Source organism: Mycoplasma sp. 4013, from assembly GCF_054353875.1.
The window spans coordinates 19,835-45,758 of sequence record NZ_JBTHHK010000007.1; the positions used below are offsets into that span (position 1 = coordinate 19,835).

The following is a 25,924-nucleotide window of genomic DNA, read 5'->3' on the forward strand; positions in this document are numbered from 1 at the left end:
ATGAAAATAATTTTATTAAAAGATTGTAAAGATGGTAAAGCTAACACTATCATCGATGTGGCACCCGGATATGGAACAAATTTTTTAATCCGTAAAGGATTAGGTGTTGCATTTAATATTCAAACACAAGCACAATTAGAAAAGAGACTTAATGATTTAGTTGCTAACGAACACGAAAATCGCACCAATGCATTAAGACAAAAAGAAAAACTTGAAGATATTACTTTAAAATTTCAACTAACAGCAAATATTGATGCCAATTCAAGCTTAAATGTACATGGTTCAGTTTCTACAAAAGATGTTGATAAAGAACTCAAGGAACTAGGATTTAAACTTCCGAAGCATTCATTACAAAAAATTCATTTGGTTTCCGAAGGAAGTCACGAAATCGATGCTATCTTATACAAAGACATTGTTGCTAGAATAAAAATTCAAATTATAATCAATGTTAAGAAATAAATTTAAAAAACCTTTTTATAAAAATTTTGAAGATCTGAAAATTAAAGCCTACAATAATACATTATTTGCTGATAAGAGCGTTGAACGTGAAACGCTTGCACTTATTTTAACAGATGATGAAAAGCAACATTTGGGTTGTGATTATTTAGATATTGACGACTTTTTTATTCCTGAGCATAAGCAACTTTTTGACTTAATCAAATACAAACGTAGCAAATCTTCTCCTCATCCTACTTTTTACGGTTACATTGAATTGACTGAAACATTAGAATCTGATGTTTCACTAAGAAATCGTTATTCATTAGTAAATGAAACCTTATTAAGTTCCCTTTCTACACAATTTAATAATCAATCTAATTTTAATTATAATGTTGAAAAACTAATTGAATTAACCCGTTTACGTGCATTAGAAGTTTTTTATGGGGAAAGTTTACAAGCATTTAAAACTAATAACGAAATTTCTTGGGAAAACTCATTAAATGACTTTGAAACATTTATTCTTACACATAATGAGCGGGGATTAAAAAACAGTTCGTTTATTTCATTAAATGATGCAACAGATAGTTTTATTGAAAAACTTGAACAAATGATTCAAAGTGGTGATGTTGATGCAGCATCAGTTTTTAGTGGTTTTGATGCAATTGATCAATATACCAAAGGATTCAAACCAGGTCAATTTATCGTATTAGGAGCCCGTCCGGGGGTAGGAAAGACTGCATTAGCATTAAACATTGCCAAAAATATTACAAAAGACCCAAACAAATCATGTGCTTTTATTTCACTGGAAATGCCCGTGCATGAATTAGTTTCACGTTTTTATGCATCTATTTCAAATATCGAATTGAATAAATTACAAAACCCTAAATTTTTAAAGCACGATGACTTTATGAAATTACGAAATATCGCTGCTATTACCAAGGAACAGTCTAATTTATATTTTGATGATGTTGCTACAAGCAAAATTCAGGATATCATTTGAAAAATAAAGCAACTGAATAAAGATTTAAATGGTGGTTTAAGTTTTGTAATTGTTGATTATCTGCAACTAGTCAGCAGTGATGGTCATGGTGGTAATCGTAATACTGAAGTTTCTGCTATTTCTCGATCATTAAAAACAATGGCATTAGATCTTAAAATCCCGATTATGGCACTATCACAACTTACTCGTAATGTAGAAAACAGAGAAGATAAACGTCCACAATTAATAGATTTACGCGAATCGGGTAGCATTGAACAAGATGCAGATATTGTTATCTTTTTATCTCGTACTATCTTAGATAAAAAGAAAAATCAAAATAGTAACGATATCACCGATGCATACAAATTAACTGAAGTAACAATCGCAAAAAACCGTAACGGTTCACCTGGTTATGCAGAATTATTATACGAAGGAAGAATTGTTGCTTTTAAGGAACACGAATTTAGAAAGGACGAATAATGGACCCATATTCCACTAGTCAGAATCCTTATATAGGAGTATGATGCATTTTATAGTTTTACCATTTTTACTGCTTCTATTTATTCTATCAGCAATTTATAGTGGTTGCGAAACAGCTTATTCTACTTTTTCAAAAGCAAAAATCTATGAAATGGAAGAAAATAAAGAGCGAGCAAGCAAACTTATTAGCAAGCATACTAAACGTTATAATCGGATTCTGACAACTATTTTAATCGGAAACAACCTAGTTAATGTTATTTCATCAATTCTGACATCGTGATTTTTATCACAACTAATTCCTAATAATAATACTTTATCAATTATTATTTCAACTGCTATTGTAACACCTTTGCTAGTTATTTTTGGTGAAATTACACCGAAATTATTAGCAAAAAAATATCCAAAAAAATACTTACAACTTTTTAGTTGATACATCGATGTATGTTACTGAGTTTTTTGAATTTTAACTTGGCCGATTTCGAAAATTTCAAAACAAGTTTATGTAACAAACTCTGAAGAAGATTTAAAAAATATGATTAACCTTGCCCAAAGCGAAGGTGTGCTACAAACTGGAGAAAGTTTACTTGCTAAAAAAGCATTAGATCTAGATTCTACCAAGGTTTTATCTCATTATATAAAACTTAAGGATGTAACAATACTAAATTATCGGTCAACTGTTTCTGAAGCAAAACAAGTATTTAAAGAAACAAATTATTCAAGGATACCAGTTGTCAAAAAAGATGAATTAATAGGAATAGTATTATTGAAAGATATTTTTGATATCGAAAAAGGTCGGATTGAAAAATATGTAAAATCTGTTCCTTTTGTCTCTGCTAATTCAATATTATCATCCGCCCTAGAGAAAATGCGTGCTGCCCGCGCACATATGGCATTTGTTGTAGAAAATAATAATTCACCTGATATTGTAGGAATTATAACTATTGAAGATATTATTGAAGAAATTATTGGTGAAATTTACGATGAATATGATGATGATGAAGAAATTTATGAAATTTCACTTGAAAAATCAAGAGTAAAGGGTAATGTCGTAATGCACGATCTTTTCAAACAACTTGAGCTTTCTGCTGATTTATTAAATGAAAACGAGAAAGAACTTACTTTATATAAATGATTTTCTCAAAAAATACATCGAGATCGTCTATATAAAAAATCACGTTTTGTTTTAGAAAACAAAGTTGTTTTTAAAGTAATTGAAGCACAAAAAGATGATGAAAAAACATTAATAGAAGTGTCCATTATTTAGCCAGCTTTGCTGGTTTTGTTTTTAATAAATAATTTACACTAAATTAATAGATTAATTTATAATATAAAAACAGAGGTATTTTATGTCAAAATTTATATTTATCACAGGTGGTGTTATTTCAGGGTTAGGCAAAGGTGTTGCGGCAGCATCAATTGGAAACCTGCTCAAAGCAAAAGGTTATAGTATTTTTGTTTTAAAATTAGACCCGTATTTAAATGTTGATCCAGGGGTGATGTCACCATTTGAACACGGTGAAGTTTATGTTACTGAGGATGGTGGAGAAACTGATTTAGACCTAGGACACTATGAAAGATTTATTAATGAAAACTTTTCAAAGGATTCGAATTTTACCAGTGGACGTATATTTCAAAACATTCTTGAAAAAGAGCGCAAAGGTGTTTTTAAAGGTAAAACTGTTCAATATGTCCCGCATGTAACTAATGAAATAATTTCTGTTATAAAAAATATAGAAAAAAAATATAACAGTGATTTTGTTATCATCGAAGTTGGTGGTACTGTTGGTGACATCGAATCAAATCCTTTTATTCATGCTTTATCACAAATGGGTTATTCAAATTCTAACGACACTTTCTTTATCCATGTTACATATGTTCCTTTTTTAAAAACATCAGGTGATTTTAAAACAAAACCTACACAGTTTTCAGTATCAACTTTAAAAGGTTTAGGTGTTAAACCTAATATGATTTTACTACGTTCTGATGATTCGCTTCCAAACGAAATAATCAAAAAAGTTGCATATACTTCTTTATTAACCGATGAATATGTGGTTTCTGTCCCTGATTTATCAAATATTTATGATATTCCTTTATATTTAAATAAAAAAAATGTTGCTTCGAATATCTTAAAATATTTTAATATGCAAGATAATCAGGCAAAATTAGATGATTGAAAAGCATTTGCTCGTAAGGTTGCAGCTAACAAACAAAAATCACTTGTAATAAAAATGCTAGGTAAATATACAAGTTTTTCAGATGCATATAAATCAATTAATGAAGCACTAAAAATTTCTGCAATTGATTTAAAAATAGACATAAACTTAGAATATGTTGATTCAAGCACCCTGAACGAAGAAAATATTAAGCAAGTATTATCAAATGCAGATGGAGTTGTTATCCTTCCCGGTTTTGGTATCCGTGGGTTTGAAGGAAAAGTTTTAGCAGCAAAATACACAAAAGAAGAAAAAATCCCTACTTTCGGGATATGCTTAGGAATGCAGGCTATGACAGTCGCACAGGCACGCAAACAAGGTTTAACCGATGCTACTTCTCGAGAATTTGCACAAGGTGAAAACGAAATTTATGTGCTCGATTTTATTAAAGGGAAAAGTGCTAAAGATAATTTGGGTGGAACCTTGCGTCTTGGTGCTTATGAAACTGTATTTAAGCCTAATTCACTCATTAGTAAATATTATAAATCGGATTCTATTTGAGAGCGTCACCGTCATAGATATGAAGTTAATTCAGCATATATAAATAACATCCAAAGTGATGACTTTATATTTAGTGGTTTTCACCCTACTTTAAAACTTGTGGAGACCTGTGAAGATCCAACCCAAGATTTTTATATCGGGGTGCAATATCACCCAGAATTCACTGCACGACCATTACAACCACATAAATTATTTACTCGCTTTTTGCAAAGTGCAAGTAAATTTAAAGATAAAAATGTATAAAAAAGATGCTTTAGTTGATAAGACTAAAGCATTATATGTACATATATATGGAATTAATTTTTTACAAAATATTTATTACAAAATTACTTTTTTTAAATTATAAGTGATAAAAAGTTTGATAATTGTATAGAAAAAAATATAAGAAGTTGTCTATAGTATATGAAAGGTTTAACTATAAACGATTAAAAGCTTAAAAAAATAAAAAATATTATAAATTAAAAATTAAATTAAAATTAAGAATGGTGCACGAGGAGGGACTCGAACCCTCATGCCGTAGAGCACTAGAGCCTAAATCTAGCGTGTCTGCCAATTTCACCACCCGTGCAAGGGTAGTTTTTGTGTAAAAAAACTCGCTTTGGTGCCGTCTATAGGACTCGAACCTACGACCTACTGATTACAAGTCAGTTGCTCTACCAACTGAGCTAAGACGGCATATGGTGGAAGATAAGGGACTCGAACCCATGACATTCGCCTTGTAAGGGCGACGCTCTCCCAACTGAGCTAATCTTCCAAAATGGCAGTCTGTACGGGAATCGAACCCGTGCATGCATGGATGAAAACCATGTGTGTTAACCGCTTCACCAACAGACCATAAATGGCGCCGATTATTGGGATTGAACCAACGACCAACTGGTTAACAGCCAGCTGCTCTACCGCTGAGCTAAATCGGCATTTGCATTTAATAAATTGCTAACTAATTATAGCACAATCAAAAAATAATCAAAATTTGTTTTTTATTTTTTGTCCAATCCTTTGTGTTTATATATTATAACAATAAAATCATTTTCTTTAAATTTTTGATATAGTAAAACACACATAAAATGTGTGTTTTGATGTTATTATACATTTGAAAAAATTGCTCATAGAATCAACACAATAGCAACACCTACAGTTAATCCTATAATCAAAGGTCAAATTAGTCTTACATTTGCTAATTTATTTTTTTTATTTACTTTTTGAATTTCTTGTTTTTCCATAATTTATCCTTGTTTAAATATTATACATTATTTTTGGATAAATACATTTGAAAGAAATTTTTTTGTTTTCTTCTTATTCGCTAATCACTTACTAGTAACAGTCGCCATTGATGCTGCACCTGCTAATAAAAAAGCGTTTTCACTATTTTGATTCTTTAAATAACTTGCAGCAAATATTGAAATCATTGTATCACCTGCACCAGTTGCAGAAACTAAGTCAACCTTTTGTTTAATTTTTAGAGTATAAAAATCTTGCTTTGAATCTAATAAATATGCACCTTTTTCACCATTTGATACTATTACATTTTCAGCACCTAAATTTTGTAATTGTTGCATAGAATGTTTTATATCATGAACTGAATCTGATAAACTAGCAAATATCATCTTTAATTCATCTATATTGGGTTTAATTAAAAATGGTTTAAATTGCAAAAAATTAATAAAATTTGAACTCTCTATATCCAAAACAACCTTTATATTCTTTGAAGAAACAAATTCGAGTATCCTCAATAACAGTTCTTCATCTGCTTTACCCATAAGCATTAAAACATCATCCTTAGTAATTTTATCAAGTTCTTTAAATAACTTGTTTTCTTTGTCTGCATTAATCAATGTTTTTGGTCCGTTGAGTTCAAAATCAGTTGTTTTTCCATAGTATTTAATATTAATGCGAGTTTTTTGTTCTGTTGCTATATTTAAAACATCAAGTTTTTCTTTTGAAAAAGTATCTTTTTGGAACATATCAAAAGTTTGTGAGTCAAAAAATGTTATTGCTTTATTATCAAAACCGTGTCTTTTTAATACTACTGATGCATTTAAACCCTTACCACCAGGTAAAAGTTCGAATTCACCATAACGGTTCACTTTCTTTAAATCAAAATTTTCAGATGTAATGAATAAATCTATTGAAGGTGATAATGTAAGTGTATAAATCATTAATTTACCTGTGGTTTTTTAGGGAATTTTTTATTAATATAACTTGCAAGTCAAATAGTACCAGCTGATGCGAATGAACCAGCGATTAATGCTAATAAGAAAAATACTATACCTAATCCTATTGATAAACCAATATTATTACCAAACAATGATGAACGTGCTAAGAAGATAACGAAGATTCCACCGTGTGGAGCAATTATATTAACTCCGAGAGCTGCTGTAATTAAACCAGCAACAACTCCACCGACAATATTTGCAGGAATCATAACCTTTGGATTTTTTGCTGTATACGGAATTGCTCCTTCTGAAATAAACGACAATCCAAAGAGAATGCTTGATCATTTACCTGCATCACGATCTTCTTTTGATCATAATTTCTTGGTAAGAAACATTGACACTGATATTCCAAGTGGAGGCACCATTCCGGCAGCCATAGCGGCAGCCATTGGTATAGAACTTGTTCCTCCAGAAATTGATAATACCCCGAAAATATATGCAGCTTTATTTATTGGCCCACCTAAATCAACAGCCATCATTGCTCCAATGATAATTCCTAATAATCAAGCTAAATATGGTTTGCTTTCAAATAATTTTAAGAATAAATATAATCCCAAGTTAATGTAAATTAAAACTATATTTACACCTCAAAAGATAATTGAAATAGCAAATGTTGAAATTAAAGGCATAAATAAGATGTTCTTAATCCCTTTCATGCTTTCTGGTAATTTACCAAAGACATATTTAGCAAAAACAATTACCATTGCAGCAGCAAAGAATGCACCTAATATTCCACCAATGAATCCGGACCCTGTTTCAAGCACTTTATCTGCATCTGCGCCTGCTGCTTTAATACTTTCACCTAAGAATCCGTATGTTTTAGCAAGTTGCCCACTTGCTATTGCTCCAACTACAAATCCAGGTAGCAATCCTTGACGACCTACAATTGAAAAAGTTATATATGCAGTTAAAATAGGAACTGCCAAACCAAGCCCAATTTTACCAATTTGGAAAATAATATTTGATACTGGTGCATTAAATCCGAAACTTGATAAAAATTCTTTTGAATCAACATTAGTTCCATTTGATGAGCCAATAATTAAGTCAATAATGAATGCAATCGCAAGCATAATACCACCAAAAATAATAAATGGTAGCATATGAGAAATCCCAGACATCAATGAACGATACATTTTTTTAGCAAATCCATCAAAAGTCATTGCTGCTTCAGTTTGGTTGCTTGGTGCATTTATTCCTTGTAATTTATTTCCTTGCTTATCAAGTATCTTCTTAATTTGTTGCTCTGGTTTATGAATAGCTTTTTGAGTTGATATTTCGATAACATTATCACTATTAGCAAATCTTGATTTTTCAATTTCGCGATCTACTGCTAAAATCACACCTTTAGCATTTTTGATATCATCATCAGTTAGTTTATTATCAATCCCATCAGCTCCTTGTGTTTCAATTTTAATTTTTACATTCATTTGCTTAGCTTGCTCATATAATTTTTCTTTAGCCATAAATGTATGTGCAATTCCAGTTGGACAAGCTGTAACAGCGACAATATCGTAAATATCATTATCTGATTTTGTATCAGTTTGTACATTTTCAAAACTATCAATTAGGTTTAAAAATTCATCTGCAGTCTTTATTTGTTCTAGTTTATTTATAAAATCTGCTTTAATTAACAAACTTGATAAATTAGCCATAATTTGCATATGTTCGCTTGAACGATCATTTTTAGATAAAACTATTCCAAAAATATATTTGATATTTTGATTATCAATAGAATCTCAATTGAAATCTGAGGTTCTTATAAAAACAAGGGTATTTTTTAAAACAATATCATCTCCTATATGTGGCATTGCGATATGGTCACCTATACCTGTGGATGCTTGATTTTCGCGTTCTTTAAATAATGCTAATGCTTTATCTTTATCCGATACATATCCTTTTTGATAAAGTTCATTTGATAAAAATTCTAATGCTGCATCCTTATTAGCAAAACTTTGATCAAAAAAGATAGTATCTTTTTGTTCGAATAATTTTGTGATTTTCATTTTTCTCCTTTCTTTTTTGTATATTAAATAATAACAAAAAAGCAAAAAGATGTAATTAATTATTCAAAAATTTGGTGTTTTAACTTATTAGCAAATTTATTTTGTTATATAATTAACAAGTTATAAATAAAGGTATATAAATCGTATATTTACTTTTATATCTATATCATAGACTTAAAAGTAGAATATATAATTTTGTTATTTTTATAATAAATTAATTTTATACCTTTAAATTTATAATAAATAAAGTGTATTTATAAGGAGAAACTATGAAAAAACCAATCTTAACACAAGAGCAACAACTTGATATTCTAAAGCAACAAATGCAATTCTTTATAGATTATATTTTAAGAAGCGAGTTATATAGTTATATTAAAAATAATCGGAAAATCCAGGTATCAAAAAATTTTAATTCCAAAAATGGTTTTTACGAGCGTACCCTGAATACACAAATAGGTAAAATAAAAATTTATCATCCTAGACTAAGAACAACTAGGTTTGTTTCAGTTTTTATCCAAAAATATAATCGCGAAAGTCCTGCTTTTTTACCTAATATTTTCTATTCATATGCACACAATGTAAAGAGTTCTGATAAAATAGAATATTTATCTAATATTATGTCTAGTTATGACAAGGAAATTCAAAATAATTTTGCTCATGCTGTTATAAACAATGCCTGCGATTTTATGCAAACACCAATAGAAAAAGTTTGTGATTCGCTTTATTTAAATAAAATAAATATCAAAAATGACTTTGATGATAAATTTAATGAATATTACTATTTAATTACTAAGAACTCTAATAATCATCAGATTATATGTATTTGATTAAATGATGATAAAAACGAAAACTACTGAACAGTAGTACTAAACGACTTAAAACAACGAGGTTTACAAAGAATTAAACATATTTACAGCAATAATCATAGATTCAATAATGAAGCTGTAAATATCTTTGGAAAAGTTGTTGTCCATAATAATTTAGAATAATAAACTACCTAACTACCTAGGTAGTTTATTATTCTAACATCTTTAATAAAGTGTTTTTAAAATTCTGTGAAAGGGTTTGACTAAAATTAAAGAATTCTACTTTTCAGTTCATCTTATTAAGCAAATTATCTTGATTCTTTCAAAATGGCCCATCTGTTATCAAGATAAAATTTACTCCTTTGCTAACTAATTCATTTTTTCTATTTATATAACTATCTATAATCTCAATTGGTTTGGAACCAGAATTTAAGAAGAAATTAACTTCAATATTTAAAATTTTTTCATTTTTAATGAGCATAAAATCACCTATTTTATGTAAAGATTTTATGCTATTTATCTTTTTAAAATTCTGCTGTGAAAACAAATGAACATTATATTTTAAACATATCTTTTTTAGTTGTTGATAACATCTTGCTTCAAATCAATTTCCACTTCTATTTTTTCTACCATTAGAATCTAAACCGACTAAAATACCTGTAACATAGTCAAAAACAGAAAATCTAAGTATATTTACAAAAAGATTTTTTAATCCTGTTTTGTTAAACAATTCAAGGTATTCATCTATTTTGCTGTCTGTTAATGTTATCTTTTCATTAAAACTATATTCTTTTATAAAATCAAAATCATCTATAATTTTAAAAACCTTGTTTTTGGAAAGTTGTTCTCTTTCATTTTTGCTTAATGCTAATAAAAGTGGAAAAACTGAAATGATGTTTGGATTAGTATTTAAAAGTTGCTTAAAAACTTCATTGAAATTAGGGTTTTGAATTAAAACATCCATTTTTTTTAACAAATCCTTATACTTATCTATTTGTAAAACATTATCTCAATTTGTAAAAAATAAAAAATTTCTGTTAGTCACTAACAAACTGCTTTTAAACTCTTCAATATTAGTCATATTAATAATTAGTAATAATAATTTCTTCCCCTGTTCTTTTATTTTTATCCCTGTTTATCGTTCTTTTAACAACTATTACCTCCTTGTTAAATCCTTTATATAACTGATTTATTAAGGGTGTATTATGATTTGTAATCATAAACAGACATCCTTTTTTATCTAATTTTTTAACTTCTTCTGAAAGTCGAATATGATCATCTTTGGTGAATCCTGTTTTATTATATGCTACAAATATTGCATCGCCTACTACATCATAAGGACTATCAATAAAAATAAAATCTCCCTTTTTTGCTTCATTTAATACTTCTGCAAAATCATGATTCATTATTTTTATCTTTCGATTTAAAAATAATGAAACATTTTTAATGTTTTCTTCGCTAAAAGATGGGTGGTTTTGATTTCCGTTGAATGGAACATTAAATTGTCCTTTGGAATTAACCCTATATAAGCCGTTAAAGCAGCGTTTGTTTATATATACAAACATAGCTGCAAGTTGCATATCATATTCATTTTTAAGCAATTTCTGGTTATATTTTGCTCTTATGTAATAATAATCTTCTTTACTGGTATATTTTTGATCATATTTGCTTAATTGATTAATAAATAACTTGTAATTGTCTTTGATGTTTTTATAAACATTAATTAATGCAGTATTAATATCATTGATAAAATATTCTTTTGCTTCAATTGTAAATAATACAGCACCACCTCCTACAAAGGGTTCAAAATAACGATTTATATTTTTTGGTAGTTTTTGCTTTATTTTATTTAATATTTGTCTTTTTCCGCCTGCTCATTTTACAAAAGGGGATATTTTTAGAGAATCCATAATTTAATTTTATTATATTTACTCACATCACATCTTAAATTTAAAAAATTTATGATGTGATGTAAAAACATCCCAATAGAGATGTTTTTTATTATTACAATCCTAATTCTTCATCTGTTGGAATTTGCAGATTTGAACCTACATATTGGAATATTTCTGGACTTTGTTTGATGTATTTACCTTCTAAAATCCGTATTACACTATCGACAGTATCTTCTAAGGAAACATATTGACCTGGTGCTTTAGTAAAGTGTTCAGTCATAAAGAAATTTTGGGTAAAGAAGTTTTCAAGTTGTAAGGCTTTTTTAACAATTGTCTTAGATTCTTCATCTAGTTCATCAAAACCAAGAATTAAAATAACATCTTCTAAGTCTTTATATGCTTTCAAAATTCTTTTGGTTTCTATAATTGCATCAAAATGTTTTTTACCAAGTAATTTTTCATCAACTGAGTTAGATTGTGAAGCGAGTGGGTCAAAAGCAGGGAAAATATTTTTGGCTGATTGCACACGTGAAAGCACTAAACTTCCATCAAGGTGGTTAAATACAGCAACTGCTGATGGATCAGATAAATCATCCATAGGTAAGAACATTGTTTGAAACGATGTGATTGAACCATTTTCGTTTTTATATAAACGATCTTGGATATTAGCAACATCTGATTCTAAGGTTGATTGGTATCCACCAACTGATGGTTTTTTACCTAAGGTTGCACTAGTTTCGTTTTCAGCTTGTAAAAAACGGTAAATATTATCGATAAATAACAACACATCTTGATGTTCAACATCTCTTAAGTATTCAGTAGCAGTTACCCCGATTGGAACAATTGACATACGAGCACCTGGTGATTCGTTCATTTTTGAAATATACATTGCAGAACGATCCATTAAGTTTGAACTTTCAAGTTCATTAAATAATTCGATGGCTTCACGAGAACGTTCTCCCGAACCGATGAAAACATTTGATGTATTAGCACTGTTTTTGTTAACATTAAAGATAATTTCTTTCATTAACACAGTTTTACCAACTCCAGCACCCCCAAAAATACCTAATTTATATCCTTTGATAATCGGGATAAAGAAGTCAATTGCTTTAATTCCTGTTTCAACAAGTTCAATTTCATTATGTAAATAACGATTTGGATTAATTGTTGAATCCATTTCAATGTATTTTGGATGGGTATCACGATCTAATAAAGGTTGTCCACGGAATGAATAAATGTTATTTAATGATTGCAATCCAACTGGAACCATAAAACTTTGTTTAGTATTAATTACAGCATCATCGATCGATATTTCTTGAGAGTTATAAATTATAATAGCACGAATAGTAGTATCATTTAGTACTCTTTTTACTAGCAGATAGGTTTTTCCATCATGTAAAGTAAGCAGTTGATTTACTTTTGGAAGATTGTCTTTATCAAATTCTACTTCTATAACATCTGAAAATAAATTAATAATTTTTCCTGGCATTATCTATCTCCTAATTCTCTAGCAACTTGTTCTAATATCGCAGGTTGGATTTTGAATAAATCATCTGTTTCAATTTCTCAATTTAAATTATATGTATCTGAATATTGTTTCAATGCATTAGCAAAAAATGATTTATGTAAATTATCATCGTAGTTTTCACCACTCATTACAGTATTATATGAATTACGCGCTTGCTCATCAACTTGAATTAATTTATCAATAAAAGCGATTGCTTTTTGTTCATCTTTAACACCTTTTAAAATAGTTCAACTGATTAACTTTGATGAGAACAAAATAAGATCTTGGGTATGTAACGAAAATCCTCTTTGGGTAAACATCTTATCAATCATTTTTCCTTTATAAATTAATAACGAAGTTTCTTTATTAAAATCATAATCTAGCATCGCAAGCTTTAAATGACGTTTATATTCTTTATATGCTTTACCAATTTCAGCAGCAACCTTAGTAACAAGTCTACTTTGCACACTTGAACCAGTTCTGGATACTGATAAGTTAATGTTTATTGCTGGTAATACCCCTTGTGAGAATAAATCAGCACTTGTAACAACTTGTCCATCGGTAATTGAGATAATATTTGAAGCAATTAACGATGTAATATCACCATCAACAGTTTGCAGAATTGGTAATGCTGTAATAGTTTTACGACCTACAAACGAACCAGCTCTTTCGAGTAGTTGTGAATGTGAAAAGAATGTATCTCCAGGCATCGCTTCTTTTCCTACTGGTCGATCTGTTAATAAAGCAATTTCACGGATAATATTAGCATGCTTGGTTAAATCATCAAAAACAATTAATACATCATCTTCATAAGAAATATTTTCAGCATGTGCCATACCGATATATGGTGCTAAATATTGTTCATATGCACTTGTTGATGGTGCATCAATTATTATAGTATTTTCTAAAGCATCATATTCTGCTAAGGTATTATAAATTCTGGTAATAGCTTCGCGTTTTTGTCCGATCGCTACATAAACACATTTTACCCCGTTGCGAGCTTGGTTAATAATCGCATTTAACGCAATATGAGTTTTTCCGGTTTGACGATCACCGATGATTAATTCACGTTGTCCTTTACCAATTGGGATTAATAAATCGATTGCTACAATACCGGTAAATAATTGTTCGTTTAAGGTTTTAACGGTGGTTAAATCATGTGCTAGTTCAAAGATTTTTGCTCCGAGTGGAGTAGGTTTATATGTGTTTTCTGCAGTTGGTAAAATCACATTCCCTTCGATGTCAATAACCTTACCAAAATAATTTTGAAAAGTATCAATTCTTGCTTCATCGTTTTCTAAAACAACTTCTGAATTAATCCGTAATTGTGCATTTTTGGTATTAGCAATCAAAAAGGCACGGGTTTTGCTTGCATTGATTAACATAAGTTTTAACTTAGGATTTTCCTTAAGGTGATAAAACTGTCTCTGTTTATAAGGGAATTCACCAGATACTTCAACTATGTAATCAAAAATTGATGTAATTTTTGGGTTATTCATATTAAATTCCTTTCAATCCTATTCCTAAAAATACTGAACCGATAGCTAGGAATAGAATAATTGCTACGATTGCGATAATGTAAATAGTTTTAAGTTGATTATTTCTTTTAAGTCTATTAATAATAGCACCAACAGAATTCAATGCAACTAAAATACTTCCTGTGGCTAAAAATAATATTCCTAAAATTGTTAACAGATTATTATCAGGTTGTTTAAACTTCTGTAATTGACTATCAATTAATTGATAGTGTTGTTGATATGAATCAATTGTTTTTTGACTTTCTTTATCTGCATCACTTTGATCTTCTTCGGGTGGTGTAGGTGGTAGTTTATTAGCAATAATTAATTGCTTAAGTGCTAGCATACCAGGACCTATTTCTTTTACTAAATTAACATAATTATCATATCAAGCGATGATATTAAAAGTAGGTTGTTGTGATTGTGAATATTGTAATAATTTGTTAATGTTAACTTCTGTCTGTTTAATAAAATCATTAAATATTTTGGTATTTGCTTTAATTTGTTTAAAGTTTTCTTCAACTGTTTTTCTTACTTGGTCATTTTTTAAAGCAAGAAGAATAAAAGTTAATTCATCTTTATATGCTTGTGCAAGGTGAGAAAAATATGGACCATTATATCTTTTTGACTCAACTGATGAACCTTTAAGATTTCTAAATAAAAATCCCATAACTGCTTCAGAAGAAGTTTTTATTGATTGTGCATTTACTTTGTCATAATCTGGAGTATTTATAACTGTAAATTTTGGATCATTTAACAATATTTCACGTTGGATGTTGAATGGTTTTTCGGTTGCTGTAAATTGCACCCCGTAAGCTACCATACTAAAAATTGCTGTTCTAACATCTTTTAAGAAATTTAATTTATCATAGTCTAAATAGAATGTTTTAGTTACTTCATTGTCACCGTCTTTAACTGTATCTTCGTATTCAATACCTACTGCTTTATATAAATCTTCGAATTTTTCTTTTAGTGCTTTTATTTCACCTTGATATAAGAAATTGAATCTCTTGTGAGTTTCATCATCAGTGGTATCAAGGTATTTATATTTTGTAGAACTTGGAGCATCTTTATCAGCATCTGTTTTATTTGCATCCGAATCAACATGTGCAACTTGATATTCACGTTTTAACTTAGGATCTAGTAAGTCCTGAATTTCAATAGTAGGTATTAATGAATTTCTAGCATTATCGGTAGGTTTTTCAAGTTTTACAACTCGATATCTATAACGAATGTTAATCGGATTATCAAAGAAGAATAAACTATCTTTTACTTCTTGTGAAACATTTTGGTCATTGAAAACCCTATATAAATAATCTCCCAAATCTTCTCCATCATTTCTTGCGATAGGCAGATTTTGATCAACAGGGTTATAAAGTTTATAACTGATATTCGGAAATAATGGTGGTAGTTGCAAAATTAATTCTTGAGGATTTATCGGAGGATTTAATGCATCATTGGGTTGTTCAGGTAAATTCGGATTTGTATTCGGTGCAGCCGAATCAGGTGGAGTGACTTGATTGTTTTGTGGGGGCTGTTGCTTAGGTTCTATCTCAATATCTTTGTTAGCTTCTAAGTCAAATGCTGTATATCTTGGTTTGATCTTATTTATAAAGTATTCATCTCAAGTTTTAAATCCTTTAGGTGGTGTAACAGTATATGAATCGGTTTTAGGATCATATACAACTTCAACATCCTTACCGATTTTAGTGATATCATCAGGATTCATAAAGATTTCTGGAATCTTATCTTTTAACTTATTGATATACTTATTTAAAGCTGTATCGAGTTCAGTTTTATTAATGGTATTTTTTTGATCTTTACGTTTTTCATCAATATTAATTTCATTTTGATCATTACCTTCAATAGCCTTCTCATAGTTTGTCGGATCACTTTTACCGACTTTTATATTTGTATAATCCTTACCATTGAACTTAACGGTTGCATAATCATAATATTTATCCCGAGATATTACCTTTGGAAAGATTGCATTCATTCCGTATTTTTCAGGGTTAGCAGCAATATCATCTTTATGATCACTAAAGAATTTAATTAACTTATCTAAGTAAGTTATTTTACTTCGATTTCCACGATAATCATCTTTTGGTTTTTGTTCTTCACTACCTTTTCCTGGTTCTTCCCCAGGATTGGATGGTTGTTGTTGACCACCCTGACTGCCTGGATTTGATGGTTGTTCATTACTTCCTTGATCCCCTGGATTTTGGGTATTTCCACCAGGTTTTGTTTCAGGTGTTGTTGAAGATGGATTTACAGCAGAATCAGCAACTTTTTGTTCTTTATCTCTTTCGTTCTGTAAATATTGAATAAGATTATCTAAAAAAGGTTTTAAGTCTGAATGAAACTTATCATCTGCTTCTGTCCTAAATGTATCAAAATCAGGCGATATATCTCTAGGTTTATTTTGCTTTGGATTGCGAGGATCCTCTGGTGGATTATTTGGATCGCTAGGTGTCCCAGGATTATCTGGAGTACTTGGATTTTCTTCACCATCTGTTTGCTTAATATCTAACTTTGCTTTGTTTTGTGTAGAAAGCGAAATTATAGGTGTCATTGTGGCAGTTGCTAACGAAAGAACATTAAGAATTTTTTTTCATTTTTTACTCATATGTTTCCCTTTCTGTTAAATTCAACAACTGCTTTAATTCTAATTCATATAAATCATTTTTCAAGTCATCTAATAAGATGGTTTCATCAATGCTTAAACCGACAAATCGCAAGGTTTTTAAACGAGATATTTGATATTTAAGTGGATCAAGTTCTTTTTTGTATTTTTGCTTTGTTGCAGCAACTTTGAAAAAATGGATATTAGAAAATGATTTTACTAAGGTTTTATCAGGTTTTGAAACTATATTAACATTCTTTAAAAACATAAAGAAAGTGTTTTTGTTTTGTGGATTAACTAATTTAATTAACATTCTTGGATATGCACCAATAGAGTTATCAGAAACTTTAATTCAAGTATTTTCTTGATAATGATTAATATATAAATCATAATTTTTAATTCTTAATTTCTTATTATCCAAGAAAATCATTTCAATAGGTTTACTCATACTCATTTCGACCTTCTTCAAAAATAGTTTGTTTTTTCTTAGTTAATAAAACAATTTCTTCTATTTGTTTTTCTTGTTTAATGCGATGGATCCGTTTAGTAACTTTAAGAAGTTCTTCATCGAGTTGTTTTACTTTTTTATTAGCAGCAACCAAAGCATTTTTAGCATTATAAAACGATGATTCGATAATTAATGAGTTAATTGCATTTTCGATGAAAATAGTAATTTGATTATCAATAAAACTTTCAATGTTTGGATAAATTTTATAATCTTTAATAACCTTATCAAACTCATTTTCTGGATGAATGTTTAGTAATTTATCAACATCAAAATTTGACATCGGAAGCAATGTATAAGGTTCTTTATAGTTTTTATTTGAGTTAATAACTAGATGCACATTTTTGTATTCACTATCTAAATATAAAATCTTGGTTAGTTGTGCTAATGTTCTTGCAAGGTTTTTTTCTGCAGAACTTTTAAATGTTTTTATTACATTTAAATTATTACTTTTAGCAAAATTTAATGCACGGTTTCCGATAGTAATAAAATCAACATTTTTACCTTTAATTTTATTTAAAATTGTTTTTTCATAACGAGTATATGAATCGGTTCCATATTTTTGTTCTTCAGTTAAATAAATATACAGTTCTTTTTCTTTAATAAATGATTTTTTTAGATTTCTTAAAAAACTATTATTTTTAACAAATGAAATATCTTCAATAAAACTGTTTTTGATGTTATATTTATTTTTAAGTGCTTGAATTAACTGCACATTTAATAAAGCATTATCAACATAAAAAGCAAGTTTTCGTGTTAGTTTAACAATTGTTATTAATAAAATATTTTTATCATTATTAACTTTGATTTTAATATTTTCAAAGTTTTGTTTTTTCTGAATGATATCTTTTAAATGCATTTTATTCTTCTTTTAAAATATTATTATTAAAGAAAAGTTTTAAAGCATTGGTATATTTTGAAATAAATAAAACTATGTTAGGTAGAATTTCAACAACATAACCACCTAGTAGCAACCTTAATAAAGATAAATTCATTTCGTTTAATAAAATTTCAAATTTATCTTCATTTTGGTTAGGATTTTCAGTTAGATAAACCTCTCCGTCAACTTTTTGATATTTAGCAATTTCTAAATTTAATTCATCTATATTTTCATCTGGGTTAACAACCAAATCAAAAGATTGTGTTCTAAAACTTATTGCTTGATTATTAGATGATTCATATTTAGCTAACATCGGAACTAGTTTGTTAAGACTAAATTTTGGATTTAAATTAAAAGTAATTACAAATTTTTGAAAAAGTAAATCATATTTATTTTTAAATGCCTTTTTAACTTGTGCCTCAAAGTTTTCAAATTCCTTTGAATTAAAACTTGAATTAAGTTTTAACAAAACAGAAGCAAAGAATTGTTTGTAACTGACGAATTTTGATTCTGAAACAAGTTGGTTATATGAGTTATAAACCTCTAAAAGTTCAGGTGTTTCAACTAGTATAGTTTTATTTTTCATGAGTAATTACTCCTTTATTTTTAGATGCAAAATTAATTTTTTGTAATCAAACATAAGTGTAAATAAGAATTGAGATAAAGAACAATCCGACAACAATTAAATTAATAATGGTAAGTATTTTAAGTAAGGATATTGGGGTAGGTGCAGATATCAACATAAAGTTATCTTGAGCAACTAACAAGTGATTTAAAGCATAGATAAAGATTAATGAACTATGTAAAAATAAGGAACTAAGAATTGCAAAAATTGATAATCGATTTATATTTTTATGACGAACAATATAATGAATATAAATTGCTGCAGAGAAGATAGTTATCGCAAAGACATTATATACATAATCACTTGGACTAGAAATAACAAAGATTGAAACGGTTAATAACATTCATAATAATCCTTGTGTTAATGACATATAAATAGTAAATAATGCTGTATTTTTATTTTTTCTAAAGAAAAATTCAATCCCAACAAAATATCCTGTAGTAATTAAGAATCCAATTACTATGAATAAAATGTATAAATAATTATATGAATCACCACCATCTAATAAGGTAAGACGATTTCGCAAATTGATAGTCATTGTTTTAATAACTAATAACAATAAAACACCTATAATAGCAAAATATAAAACAAATTTATCTTTAGAAGCATTATCAGAAATTTCATTTTCACTATAACGAAGTACTTTTTTGATATTTGCTCCTAAAATAGATAAACCAACTAAGATAAATAATAAAATAATGATTACTAGGTTTTTAGCAGCTTTAACATTAAATAATGCATCAACAGCTGCTCAATAAGAGTTTTTGCTTGAAAATAATAAGTATTCTGAACCTTTTATTAATTCGTTACCTGGGACTGTTGCTCTAATGGTATCTGGATTTTCTTGTGTAGGTTCAGGAAAATAAGCATTTGCATCTCATAAAAACATATTAATTAAGGTAAATAATAACAAGATAGTATGTGAAACTATTTGAATTACCAAAGGTCATATTGAAGCATATAAAAGTGGTTCTGATTTACGTTTATAAATATAAGTATATATTTCATACGCAACATTAATTAAAAATAGCGGAATTAATAAATAATACAAATTAAATACATCGTGAGCGATTGTTGTGGTATCTTTGGTTAATGCAAAAAAGAGTGAAAACAATGATATAAGCGATAAAGTGAAATATAGTAAATAAAAAATTAAATAGGTTGCAATACGTTCTTTTTGTTGTTCTATAGATTTGAAGTTTTTAAACACCGAATAAAAGAACACAAATACAAGTGGACTAAAGCGCAGCATTATTACAGCATTATCTTGCCTTGAAATTACTGAATTAAAGTTAAATAAATCTGAATATGGTTTATCCGCAGCAGATTGACTAAGTAATGATGTAAGGAAAATAGATTTATCTAGCAAGATGACAACTACTAACATCGAAATTACAAAGAAAGAAACTAAAATATATTTATAAATAGTGCTTCATCAACTCTGCGATTTAGAATTAAGTCGATTGCTATAATCATTATAAATTTTACGATTGATTATGACTTTATTAATTTTGTTCATTATTTTCCTTGGTATTTTGATATGTTAATATATTATTAGTAAATTTAAATTGTGTCGGGATGTTTTCGCTTGCAAATCCATTTGGAAATAAGTTAGTTTTACCGATATTTAACTTAGACATTGCTTCACGATATGAATTCTTTTGATCTTTTCCACCACCATAAATTAAATCATATTGTGGTAAATTATAGCTTCCATATAATCCATTATAACTGTATCCTTCGGATCTAAATGCTGCTGCTAAACCGGTTCTTGCTGTTGGATTAGAATAATGATAAATTCCAACTAACTCGTTTTTTTGGTTTCGAACCGACGAACCAGATGCACCACCACCTGGAGCATATCAACGTGGCATGTATTCTAAACCAAAGTTGATATATTGCTTATTATCATCAGATGTATATAGGTTTTGTAATGGACTTTTTCCGTGAGATAAAACAGGTGCAGATAAGAAAGCATCAGTAAGACCAGGTTTATCAATAAAGGTGCGATATGCTAAATCGTATGATAAACGGTTCCCACGAGCCAGTCGTTCTTGGGTTTTTTGATCTGAATCGTTTTCTCCTACCTTATAGTCATAAAAATCAGGATCAGAATTAATTCATAAGGTCCGATAATATTTTGCTACATTAATTTGGTCATCATCAATATATCTTTTTAGATAAAAATCTCTTCAACTACCTGAATTAGCTAACGGGAAACCTAGAATAAATAATTGATCGTATTTATTTAATGAATTTTCTTCGTTTTTCTTAACTGCTAAGGGGACATTAATCTTTTGATAATCTTTTAAATACGAATTAGGTAAGAATTTAACTTTTTTATCATCTGGTAAGTCCTTATAATCATTAGTAACCAATTTTGCTAATGCTGCAGCATTGGACGCTTCATTAGTATTTATCAAAACTTTTGATAAATCTGCTTTTGCAAAATCTATTTCTACTACCGCAAAATCCGCAAATTCTTCAGCATTTTTATATAAATCTTTTTGTGGTTCTGCTAAATAATCTGATGGTTTAGTATTAAGAAAATCACGTGCATCAAAAACTCTACGAATTGCTTCCTTGTTAAATCCGAAAGTTCTAAACATTGCAGGACTATTTAATCCAACTAATTTTAAGGTATTTAACACAGGATTAACATCCTTATTCATTCTGGTTATTCCAAAACCAACAAACCTTCCTTCTTTAATCGCATCAGCAACATGTAAATTAGTTCCAAAATAAAACTTAGTTGGGTAGCTTCCATCATCTGGAATTTGATAATCCATAATTCACATTGTTCCACCAATATTATCTTGTTGTTTAGCAAAAATAGGTAGGGTAATTAATGAATTATAAGCAACAGATGAATTAATTTCATTTAGAACTCTTTGCTTTACATCAGCAGGGAAATTTGCTGCTTCAAGTTGCTTGCGCATTGGTGCTTTATAAATTTCTAAATAATCATTTACAAGTTTATTAACTTTTGTGTAATCATTATTATTTTCTTTAACAAGTTCGTTATAAACTTCATCACGAACATATTCTTTTCATTGCGATCCTGGATTTTTAGTAAGTCTTTCAGTGTAATATTTAACTCTTTGTGGATCACTTAATTTTTTTATAAATTCAGTTAAATCTTCTTTGTTTTCAAGTATTTTAGCAACTTGATTACGAATATTTTCATCACCGGAAACTAAGAAGTTCCCAATATTAATTGCATATGTTTGTTTTGCAATATCAACATATGTTTGATTAGGTAGTGTACGAGCTAATCCGGTTGTTTTAAACGGTTCTTTCTTACCATATGAATCAACTCAACTCGGTTGTGCTGGTTGTGATTCTTGGTTGATATATAATCCATCCACACTTCCATCTGATTTATAAATAGGTGTAGAAAATCCTTTAACAACGCTGCTACGATAATCAGAAACACCTACCGATGCTGCTTTTTGATTAAAACTTGTTATTTCAGATGCACTTGTTTTTTTGAAAAGTCCACCTCTTAAACTTTCTCATGAACCATCTGCAGATGCATATCTAACAAATGAATCAGTATATTTTTGATTATCATAATCATATCTTTGTTTTAAATCTTTATTAAAATATGTTCTGAATTCATCATTAGTTGGAGCAGGGATATGGATTGTTTCTTCCATACCTTGCTTAAATCCACTGATATCATAACTTTTAACAATGGTATCTTTTTTATTAGTAGGATTGGTAAATTCAACATATATAGTTAATTTACCTTCTTGATTCGCCTTAGCACGGTTATTTCCATCTAAGGTAGCATTAGTTAAAACTGCCTTAAACTTATTTATGTAGTTATCTTTAACCTTAATACTTCAATTTTGTAAGTTATCAAAAACTTTTGTAGGAAGTGTATTTTCTTTTGTGGTAGGAACCAAAGTGTTTGTAGCAACTAATTCAAATTGGTCATCTGGTTTTAACGAATTTACTATTGTAGCAAATTCTGCTTTTGATATAGGTTTAACTTGTTTTTGCTCACCCACTGATTGCCCACCTGAACTCCCAGAAGAACTTGAACCCCCAGGATCGCTAGAACTTTGTGTTCCATCTTGATCAGAAGAACTTTTTGCTCCACCTGAATCAGTTGAACTACCTGAACCACCTTTTGTCTCTGAATCATTAGTATCTTTTTTGTCTTCTTTTGTCCCGCAAGCAACAGCAATTGTTGCTGGAATTAATAAAGATGCAGATAAAATACTAAATCACTTTATTTTCTTCATATAACCTCCTAAGTTAATGTAAGATCATCTTCTTGTTGACTATACACAGCAACTGTATAACCATTTGATTCAAGTTGTTTTTTTAACTCTATTGCTTGTGGTTGTACATAAATGGTTGTTTTATTAAGTTGTTTAGCTAAATCAAATAAATCCTTTAAATAACCCAATCCACGTGATGTTAGTTGATCAGAACCAGTTAAATAAACATATTTAGTTGTATTATTGTTACTAAATATTATTTTTGCATCTGGTGGACCCGGTTCTCCTTTAGCGATGTTTTCAAAACCTGCATCATTTAATTCTTTAGAAGAAATGTTAAAGTATTCTGAATCATTAAATAATAATAATCTTTTAATTTTTCTTGGAGCATTTGATGTTTTAACTACATCTGAGAATACTAAACCATGCAATGAACGAATTGATGGTGCTCTAGAAAAATCAAGACCTAACGGATAACTGTTTCCACTTTCATTGTTATCGGGATGGTTTCCACCTCCGCTTTGTCCTTCAAATATTTTTTCATTATTTCTAGTTCAATATGCCATTCTTAAACCATCATTAATTCTTGAATATGGATCAGAAGTGTTCTTTTTTATATCACTTTCTTCAAAAGCAAGAGAGTAAAATACAATTCTAGTAGCTATATTTGAATTCGCTGGATAATCTCTACTTAAATTAGAATCTAGTGTATTAACCCAAGCGGTTTTACGAAGAGCTAACGGGTTAATTGATCATTTTTCTGAAAGTGCATTTCCGGTTGTATATAAACCTAATTCATCGATTTCTTTGTATTCTAGCTCTATTAATGCAGATGTATTTGCAGCAGATGCATCAAAGAATAATTCTAATTGAGGAATTTTTTGAGGTAATAAATCTAAAATTTCTTTAAATTTCTGATTCGCCGATGCTGCACCCATATTTAAGAAACGATATGAAGTAATATTAATATTATCTTTTTTAAATCCTTCCAAAAGTTCTTTTGTTTTAGCATATGCTTTAGAATCAAACATATTAATTTCTAAAACAGTTCCTTCATTAAGTTGTCCATCAACTTTTTGCTTTGCTGTAAGTTTATAAATATTAATACCTTTTATTCCTTGAATATCATATTTAGCAAATCTTGCTTCATATTTTATATCAGTTTTATTTCAGTCTTTATAATTACCACTTAAAATTGAATCACCATCACGGCCAAATGGTCCTGAGATCCTAAAGGTTCTCCTAGTTTCATTATCTCTTGTTTGTACACCTAAAACTGAGTTAAATTCATCTGGTTGACCAAATACATGTGAGTTAATTTTTCCATCTTCAGTGATATAAATTTCTCTCGGATCTAAAACAAATCCTTTTTGTAATTCCGAATATGCACTTGGATCTATTTGGGTAAATTTAGAAAAGTCAATATTTTCTATTAAGAGTCAATCACGAACTGTTTTATCAGGGTAATTTTTAAATTTTTCATAATCAGCTGGATTCTTTAAAAAATACTTGATATTAGGTGAATCTATTAATCTACTGTATTGATATCGTTTTTTTTCTCAAACTCATGGTTGTTGATTAATATAACTTTGAATATTAGCATCGCGTTCAGTTTCTGTTTTATATTGTTTATCATCAAAAATTTGCTTAATAAGCCCTATTGTATCATTCGGATTATCATGTATGGTTTTAAATGCTGCAACTGCATTAGATAAAACCCTGTTAGTCAGTTGGTCTGTAACTGTAATACTATTTAGAACCTTATTTATTTCCTGTGAATATGGTCTTCGATTAGCGATATCACGTTCTACATCATATTGAGCAATTGTTCTTCCTGGATTTTGTGTAACATCTGCATCAACAGGTACACCTTGAATATATATTTTATTCGATTGTTCTTGTTTAGGACTAAAGTTTTCTTGTTTTTTTACTTCCTGCTTTGGAGGTTGAGCAATTGGTAATTCTTTCTTTTCGTCTTCTTTTGGTGGGGTTATAACGATTTGTTTTATTTTTTGCGCTGAAGCAGGTTCACTCTTCTTTATTTCTTGTTTTGTTTCAGGTTTTGGTTCATCTTTTTTCTTTTCAGGAACTTGTTTTAACTCTTGTTTTTCTATCGGTTTTGGTTTTTCAATTTGATTTAAAATAACTGTTTCCTTAGTTTTTGTCACTTCTTTGTTTTCATCAACTTTTTTAGTTGTCTTAACAGTAGGTTCATCTATTTTTTTAACCTTTTCTTTTGGTTTAGGTAAATTTAAATCAACAACTGAACTAATGCCAACTGTTATATCAGTATGATTTATATTTTCTAAAACTGGTTTATTAATTGATTCAGGTAGGTTGCTACTATTATCTGACGATGAGGTGGGTGAAAAATTATACAGGACTGATCCAGTGACACTTGAAACAAGTGATGTACCAACTACTAAACCACTTAATATCAAATATTTTCGTTTTAATTTTATACTCATATGACACTCCTTCGATTGACACGTATATATATATATATATAT

General features: G+C 29.0%; 19 protein-coding genes and 5 tRNA genes. 5 read left to right on the plus strand and 19 right to left on the minus strand.

Annotated features, from left to right (window positions below):
• The 4 genes from rplI (at position 1) to ACXYRO_RS02825 (ending at position 4,854) form a co-directional block, all read left to right on the plus strand.
• A complete protein-coding gene (gene rplI, locus ACXYRO_RS02810) occupies positions 1-459 on the plus strand; it encodes a 50S ribosomal protein L9 (RefSeq protein WP_458597635.1) in 459 nt (152 codons plus the stop codon).
• Positions 446-1,897, plus strand: a complete 1,452-nt coding sequence (locus ACXYRO_RS02815; RefSeq protein ID WP_458614248.1) for a DnaB-like helicase C-terminal domain-containing protein — start codon at positions 446-448, stop codon at positions 1,895-1,897. The genes rplI and ACXYRO_RS02815 overlap by 14 nt, the downstream gene beginning before the upstream one ends.
• Before the next feature lie 43 nt (positions 1,898-1,940).
• Positions 1,941-3,161, plus strand: coding sequence for a CNNM domain-containing protein (locus tag ACXYRO_RS02820; protein WP_458597637.1), 1,221 nt, complete (start codon positions 1,941-1,943; stop codon positions 3,159-3,161).
• 82 nt (positions 3,162-3,243) lie between these two features.
• Positions 3,244-4,854, plus strand: a complete 1,611-nt coding sequence (locus ACXYRO_RS02825) for a CTP synthase (RefSeq protein WP_458597638.1) — start codon at positions 3,244-3,246, stop codon at positions 4,852-4,854.
• A gap of 240 nt (positions 4,855-5,094) precedes the next feature.
• On the opposite strand, the gene ACXYRO_RS02830 is transcribed toward ACXYRO_RS02825, so the two are convergent.
• The 8 genes from ACXYRO_RS02830 to ACXYRO_RS02865 all read right to left on the minus strand — a co-directional run bounded on the left by ACXYRO_RS02830 (position 5,095) and on the right by ACXYRO_RS02865 (position 8,827).
• Positions 5,095-5,179: transfer RNA gene (locus tag ACXYRO_RS02830), tRNA-Leu, on the minus strand.
• 31 nt (positions 5,180-5,210) lie between these two features.
• Positions 5,211-5,286, minus strand: a tRNA-Thr gene (locus tag ACXYRO_RS02835).
• Positions 5,287-5,289: 3 nt separating this feature from the next.
• Positions 5,290-5,365, minus strand: a tRNA-Val gene (locus tag ACXYRO_RS02840).
• A 4-nt stretch (positions 5,366-5,369) separates the two neighbouring features.
• A tRNA-Glu gene (locus tag ACXYRO_RS02845) sits at positions 5,370-5,445 on the minus strand.
• 5 nt (positions 5,446-5,450) lie between these two features.
• Positions 5,451-5,525: transfer RNA gene (locus ACXYRO_RS02850), tRNA-Asn, on the minus strand.
• A 168-nt stretch (positions 5,526-5,693) separates the two neighbouring features.
• Positions 5,694-5,831 carry a hypothetical protein gene (locus ACXYRO_RS02855; RefSeq protein ID WP_435129979.1) on the minus strand — a complete coding sequence of 46 codons (138 nt, stop codon included), beginning with the start codon at positions 5,829-5,831 and terminating at the stop codon, positions 5,694-5,696.
• A gap of 27 nt (positions 5,832-5,858) precedes the next feature.
• Positions 5,859-6,767 (minus strand): 1-phosphofructokinase, encoded by a 909-nt coding sequence (locus tag ACXYRO_RS02860; protein ID WP_458614249.1) that lies wholly within the window; start codon positions 6,765-6,767, stop codon positions 5,859-5,861.
• Complete coding sequence (locus ACXYRO_RS02865; protein WP_458597640.1) at positions 6,767-8,827, minus strand: PTS fructose transporter subunit IIABC; 2,061 nt, start codon at positions 8,825-8,827, stop codon at positions 6,767-6,769. The genes ACXYRO_RS02860 and ACXYRO_RS02865 overlap by 1 nt, the downstream gene beginning before the upstream one ends.
• Positions 8,828-9,096: 269 nt before the next feature.
• Here ACXYRO_RS02865 and ACXYRO_RS02870 point away from each other — a divergent pair, with 269 nt between their 5' ends.
• Positions 9,097-9,816 carry a transposase gene (locus ACXYRO_RS02870; RefSeq protein ID WP_458614250.1) on the plus strand — a complete coding sequence of 240 codons (720 nt, stop codon included), beginning with the start codon at positions 9,097-9,099 and terminating at the stop codon, positions 9,814-9,816.
• A 28-nt stretch (positions 9,817-9,844) separates the two neighbouring features.
• Here the strand turns inward: ACXYRO_RS02870 and ACXYRO_RS02875 are convergent, their stop codons facing one another.
• From ACXYRO_RS02875 to ACXYRO_RS02925, 11 genes are all read right to left on the minus strand, one after another.
• The gene (locus ACXYRO_RS02875; protein ID WP_458614251.1) at positions 9,845-10,714 is read right to left on the minus strand and encodes a DpnII family type II restriction endonuclease; all 870 of its coding nucleotides are present in this window, start codon (positions 10,712-10,714) and stop codon (positions 9,845-9,847) included.
• 1 nt (position 10,715) lies between these two features.
• On the minus strand, positions 10,716-11,543 hold the full coding sequence (locus ACXYRO_RS02880; RefSeq protein WP_458597643.1) for a DNA adenine methylase: 828 nt from the start codon (positions 11,541-11,543) through the stop codon (positions 10,716-10,718).
• Between the two features lie 94 nt (positions 11,544-11,637).
• Positions 11,638-13,014, minus strand: coding sequence for an MSC_0618 family F1-like ATPase beta subunit (locus tag ACXYRO_RS02885; RefSeq protein WP_458597644.1), 1,377 nt, complete (start codon positions 13,012-13,014; stop codon positions 11,638-11,640).
• The gene (locus ACXYRO_RS02890) at positions 13,014-14,531 is read right to left on the minus strand and encodes an MSC_0619 family F1-like ATPase alpha subunit (protein WP_458614252.1); all 1,518 of its coding nucleotides are present in this window, start codon (positions 14,529-14,531) and stop codon (positions 13,014-13,016) included. The genes ACXYRO_RS02885 and ACXYRO_RS02890 overlap by 1 nt, the downstream gene beginning before the upstream one ends.
• A gap of 1 nt (position 14,532) precedes the next feature.
• Positions 14,533-17,175: an MSC_0620 family F1-like ATPase-associated subunit gene (locus ACXYRO_RS02895; protein WP_458614253.1), complete on the minus strand. Its 2,643-nt coding sequence runs from the start codon at positions 17,173-17,175 to the stop codon at positions 14,533-14,535.
• A complete protein-coding gene (locus ACXYRO_RS02900) occupies positions 17,168-17,620 on the minus strand; it encodes an MSC_0621 family F1-like ATPase epsilon subunit (protein ID WP_458597647.1) in 453 nt (150 codons plus the stop codon). Before ACXYRO_RS02900 ends, ACXYRO_RS02895 begins: the two co-directional genes overlap by 8 nt.
• Complete coding sequence (locus ACXYRO_RS02905) at positions 17,613-18,536, minus strand: MSC_0622 family F1-like ATPase gamma subunit (RefSeq protein ID WP_458614254.1); 924 nt, start codon at positions 18,534-18,536, stop codon at positions 17,613-17,615. The genes ACXYRO_RS02900 and ACXYRO_RS02905 overlap by 8 nt, the downstream gene beginning before the upstream one ends.
• 1 nt (position 18,537) lies before the next feature.
• A complete protein-coding gene (locus tag ACXYRO_RS02910; protein ID WP_458614255.1) occupies positions 18,538-19,143 on the minus strand; it encodes an MSC_0623 family F1-like ATPase-associated protein in 606 nt (201 codons plus the stop codon).
• The gene (locus tag ACXYRO_RS02915; RefSeq protein WP_458614256.1) at positions 19,133-20,701 is read right to left on the minus strand and encodes an MSC_0624 family F1-like ATPase-associated membrane protein; all 1,569 of its coding nucleotides are present in this window, start codon (positions 20,699-20,701) and stop codon (positions 19,133-19,135) included. Before ACXYRO_RS02915 ends, ACXYRO_RS02910 begins: the two co-directional genes overlap by 11 nt.
• Positions 20,688-23,435, minus strand: coding sequence for an Ig-specific serine endopeptidase MIP (mip, locus tag ACXYRO_RS02920; RefSeq protein WP_458614257.1), 2,748 nt, complete (start codon positions 23,433-23,435; stop codon positions 20,688-20,690). Before mip ends, ACXYRO_RS02915 begins: the two co-directional genes overlap by 14 nt.
• Before the next feature lie 8 nt (positions 23,436-23,443).
• Entirely contained in the window at positions 23,444-25,882 is a 2,439-nt protein-coding gene (locus ACXYRO_RS02925) for a putative immunoglobulin-blocking virulence protein (RefSeq protein WP_458614258.1), read from the minus strand.
• Positions 25,883-25,924 lie beyond the last annotated feature (42 nt).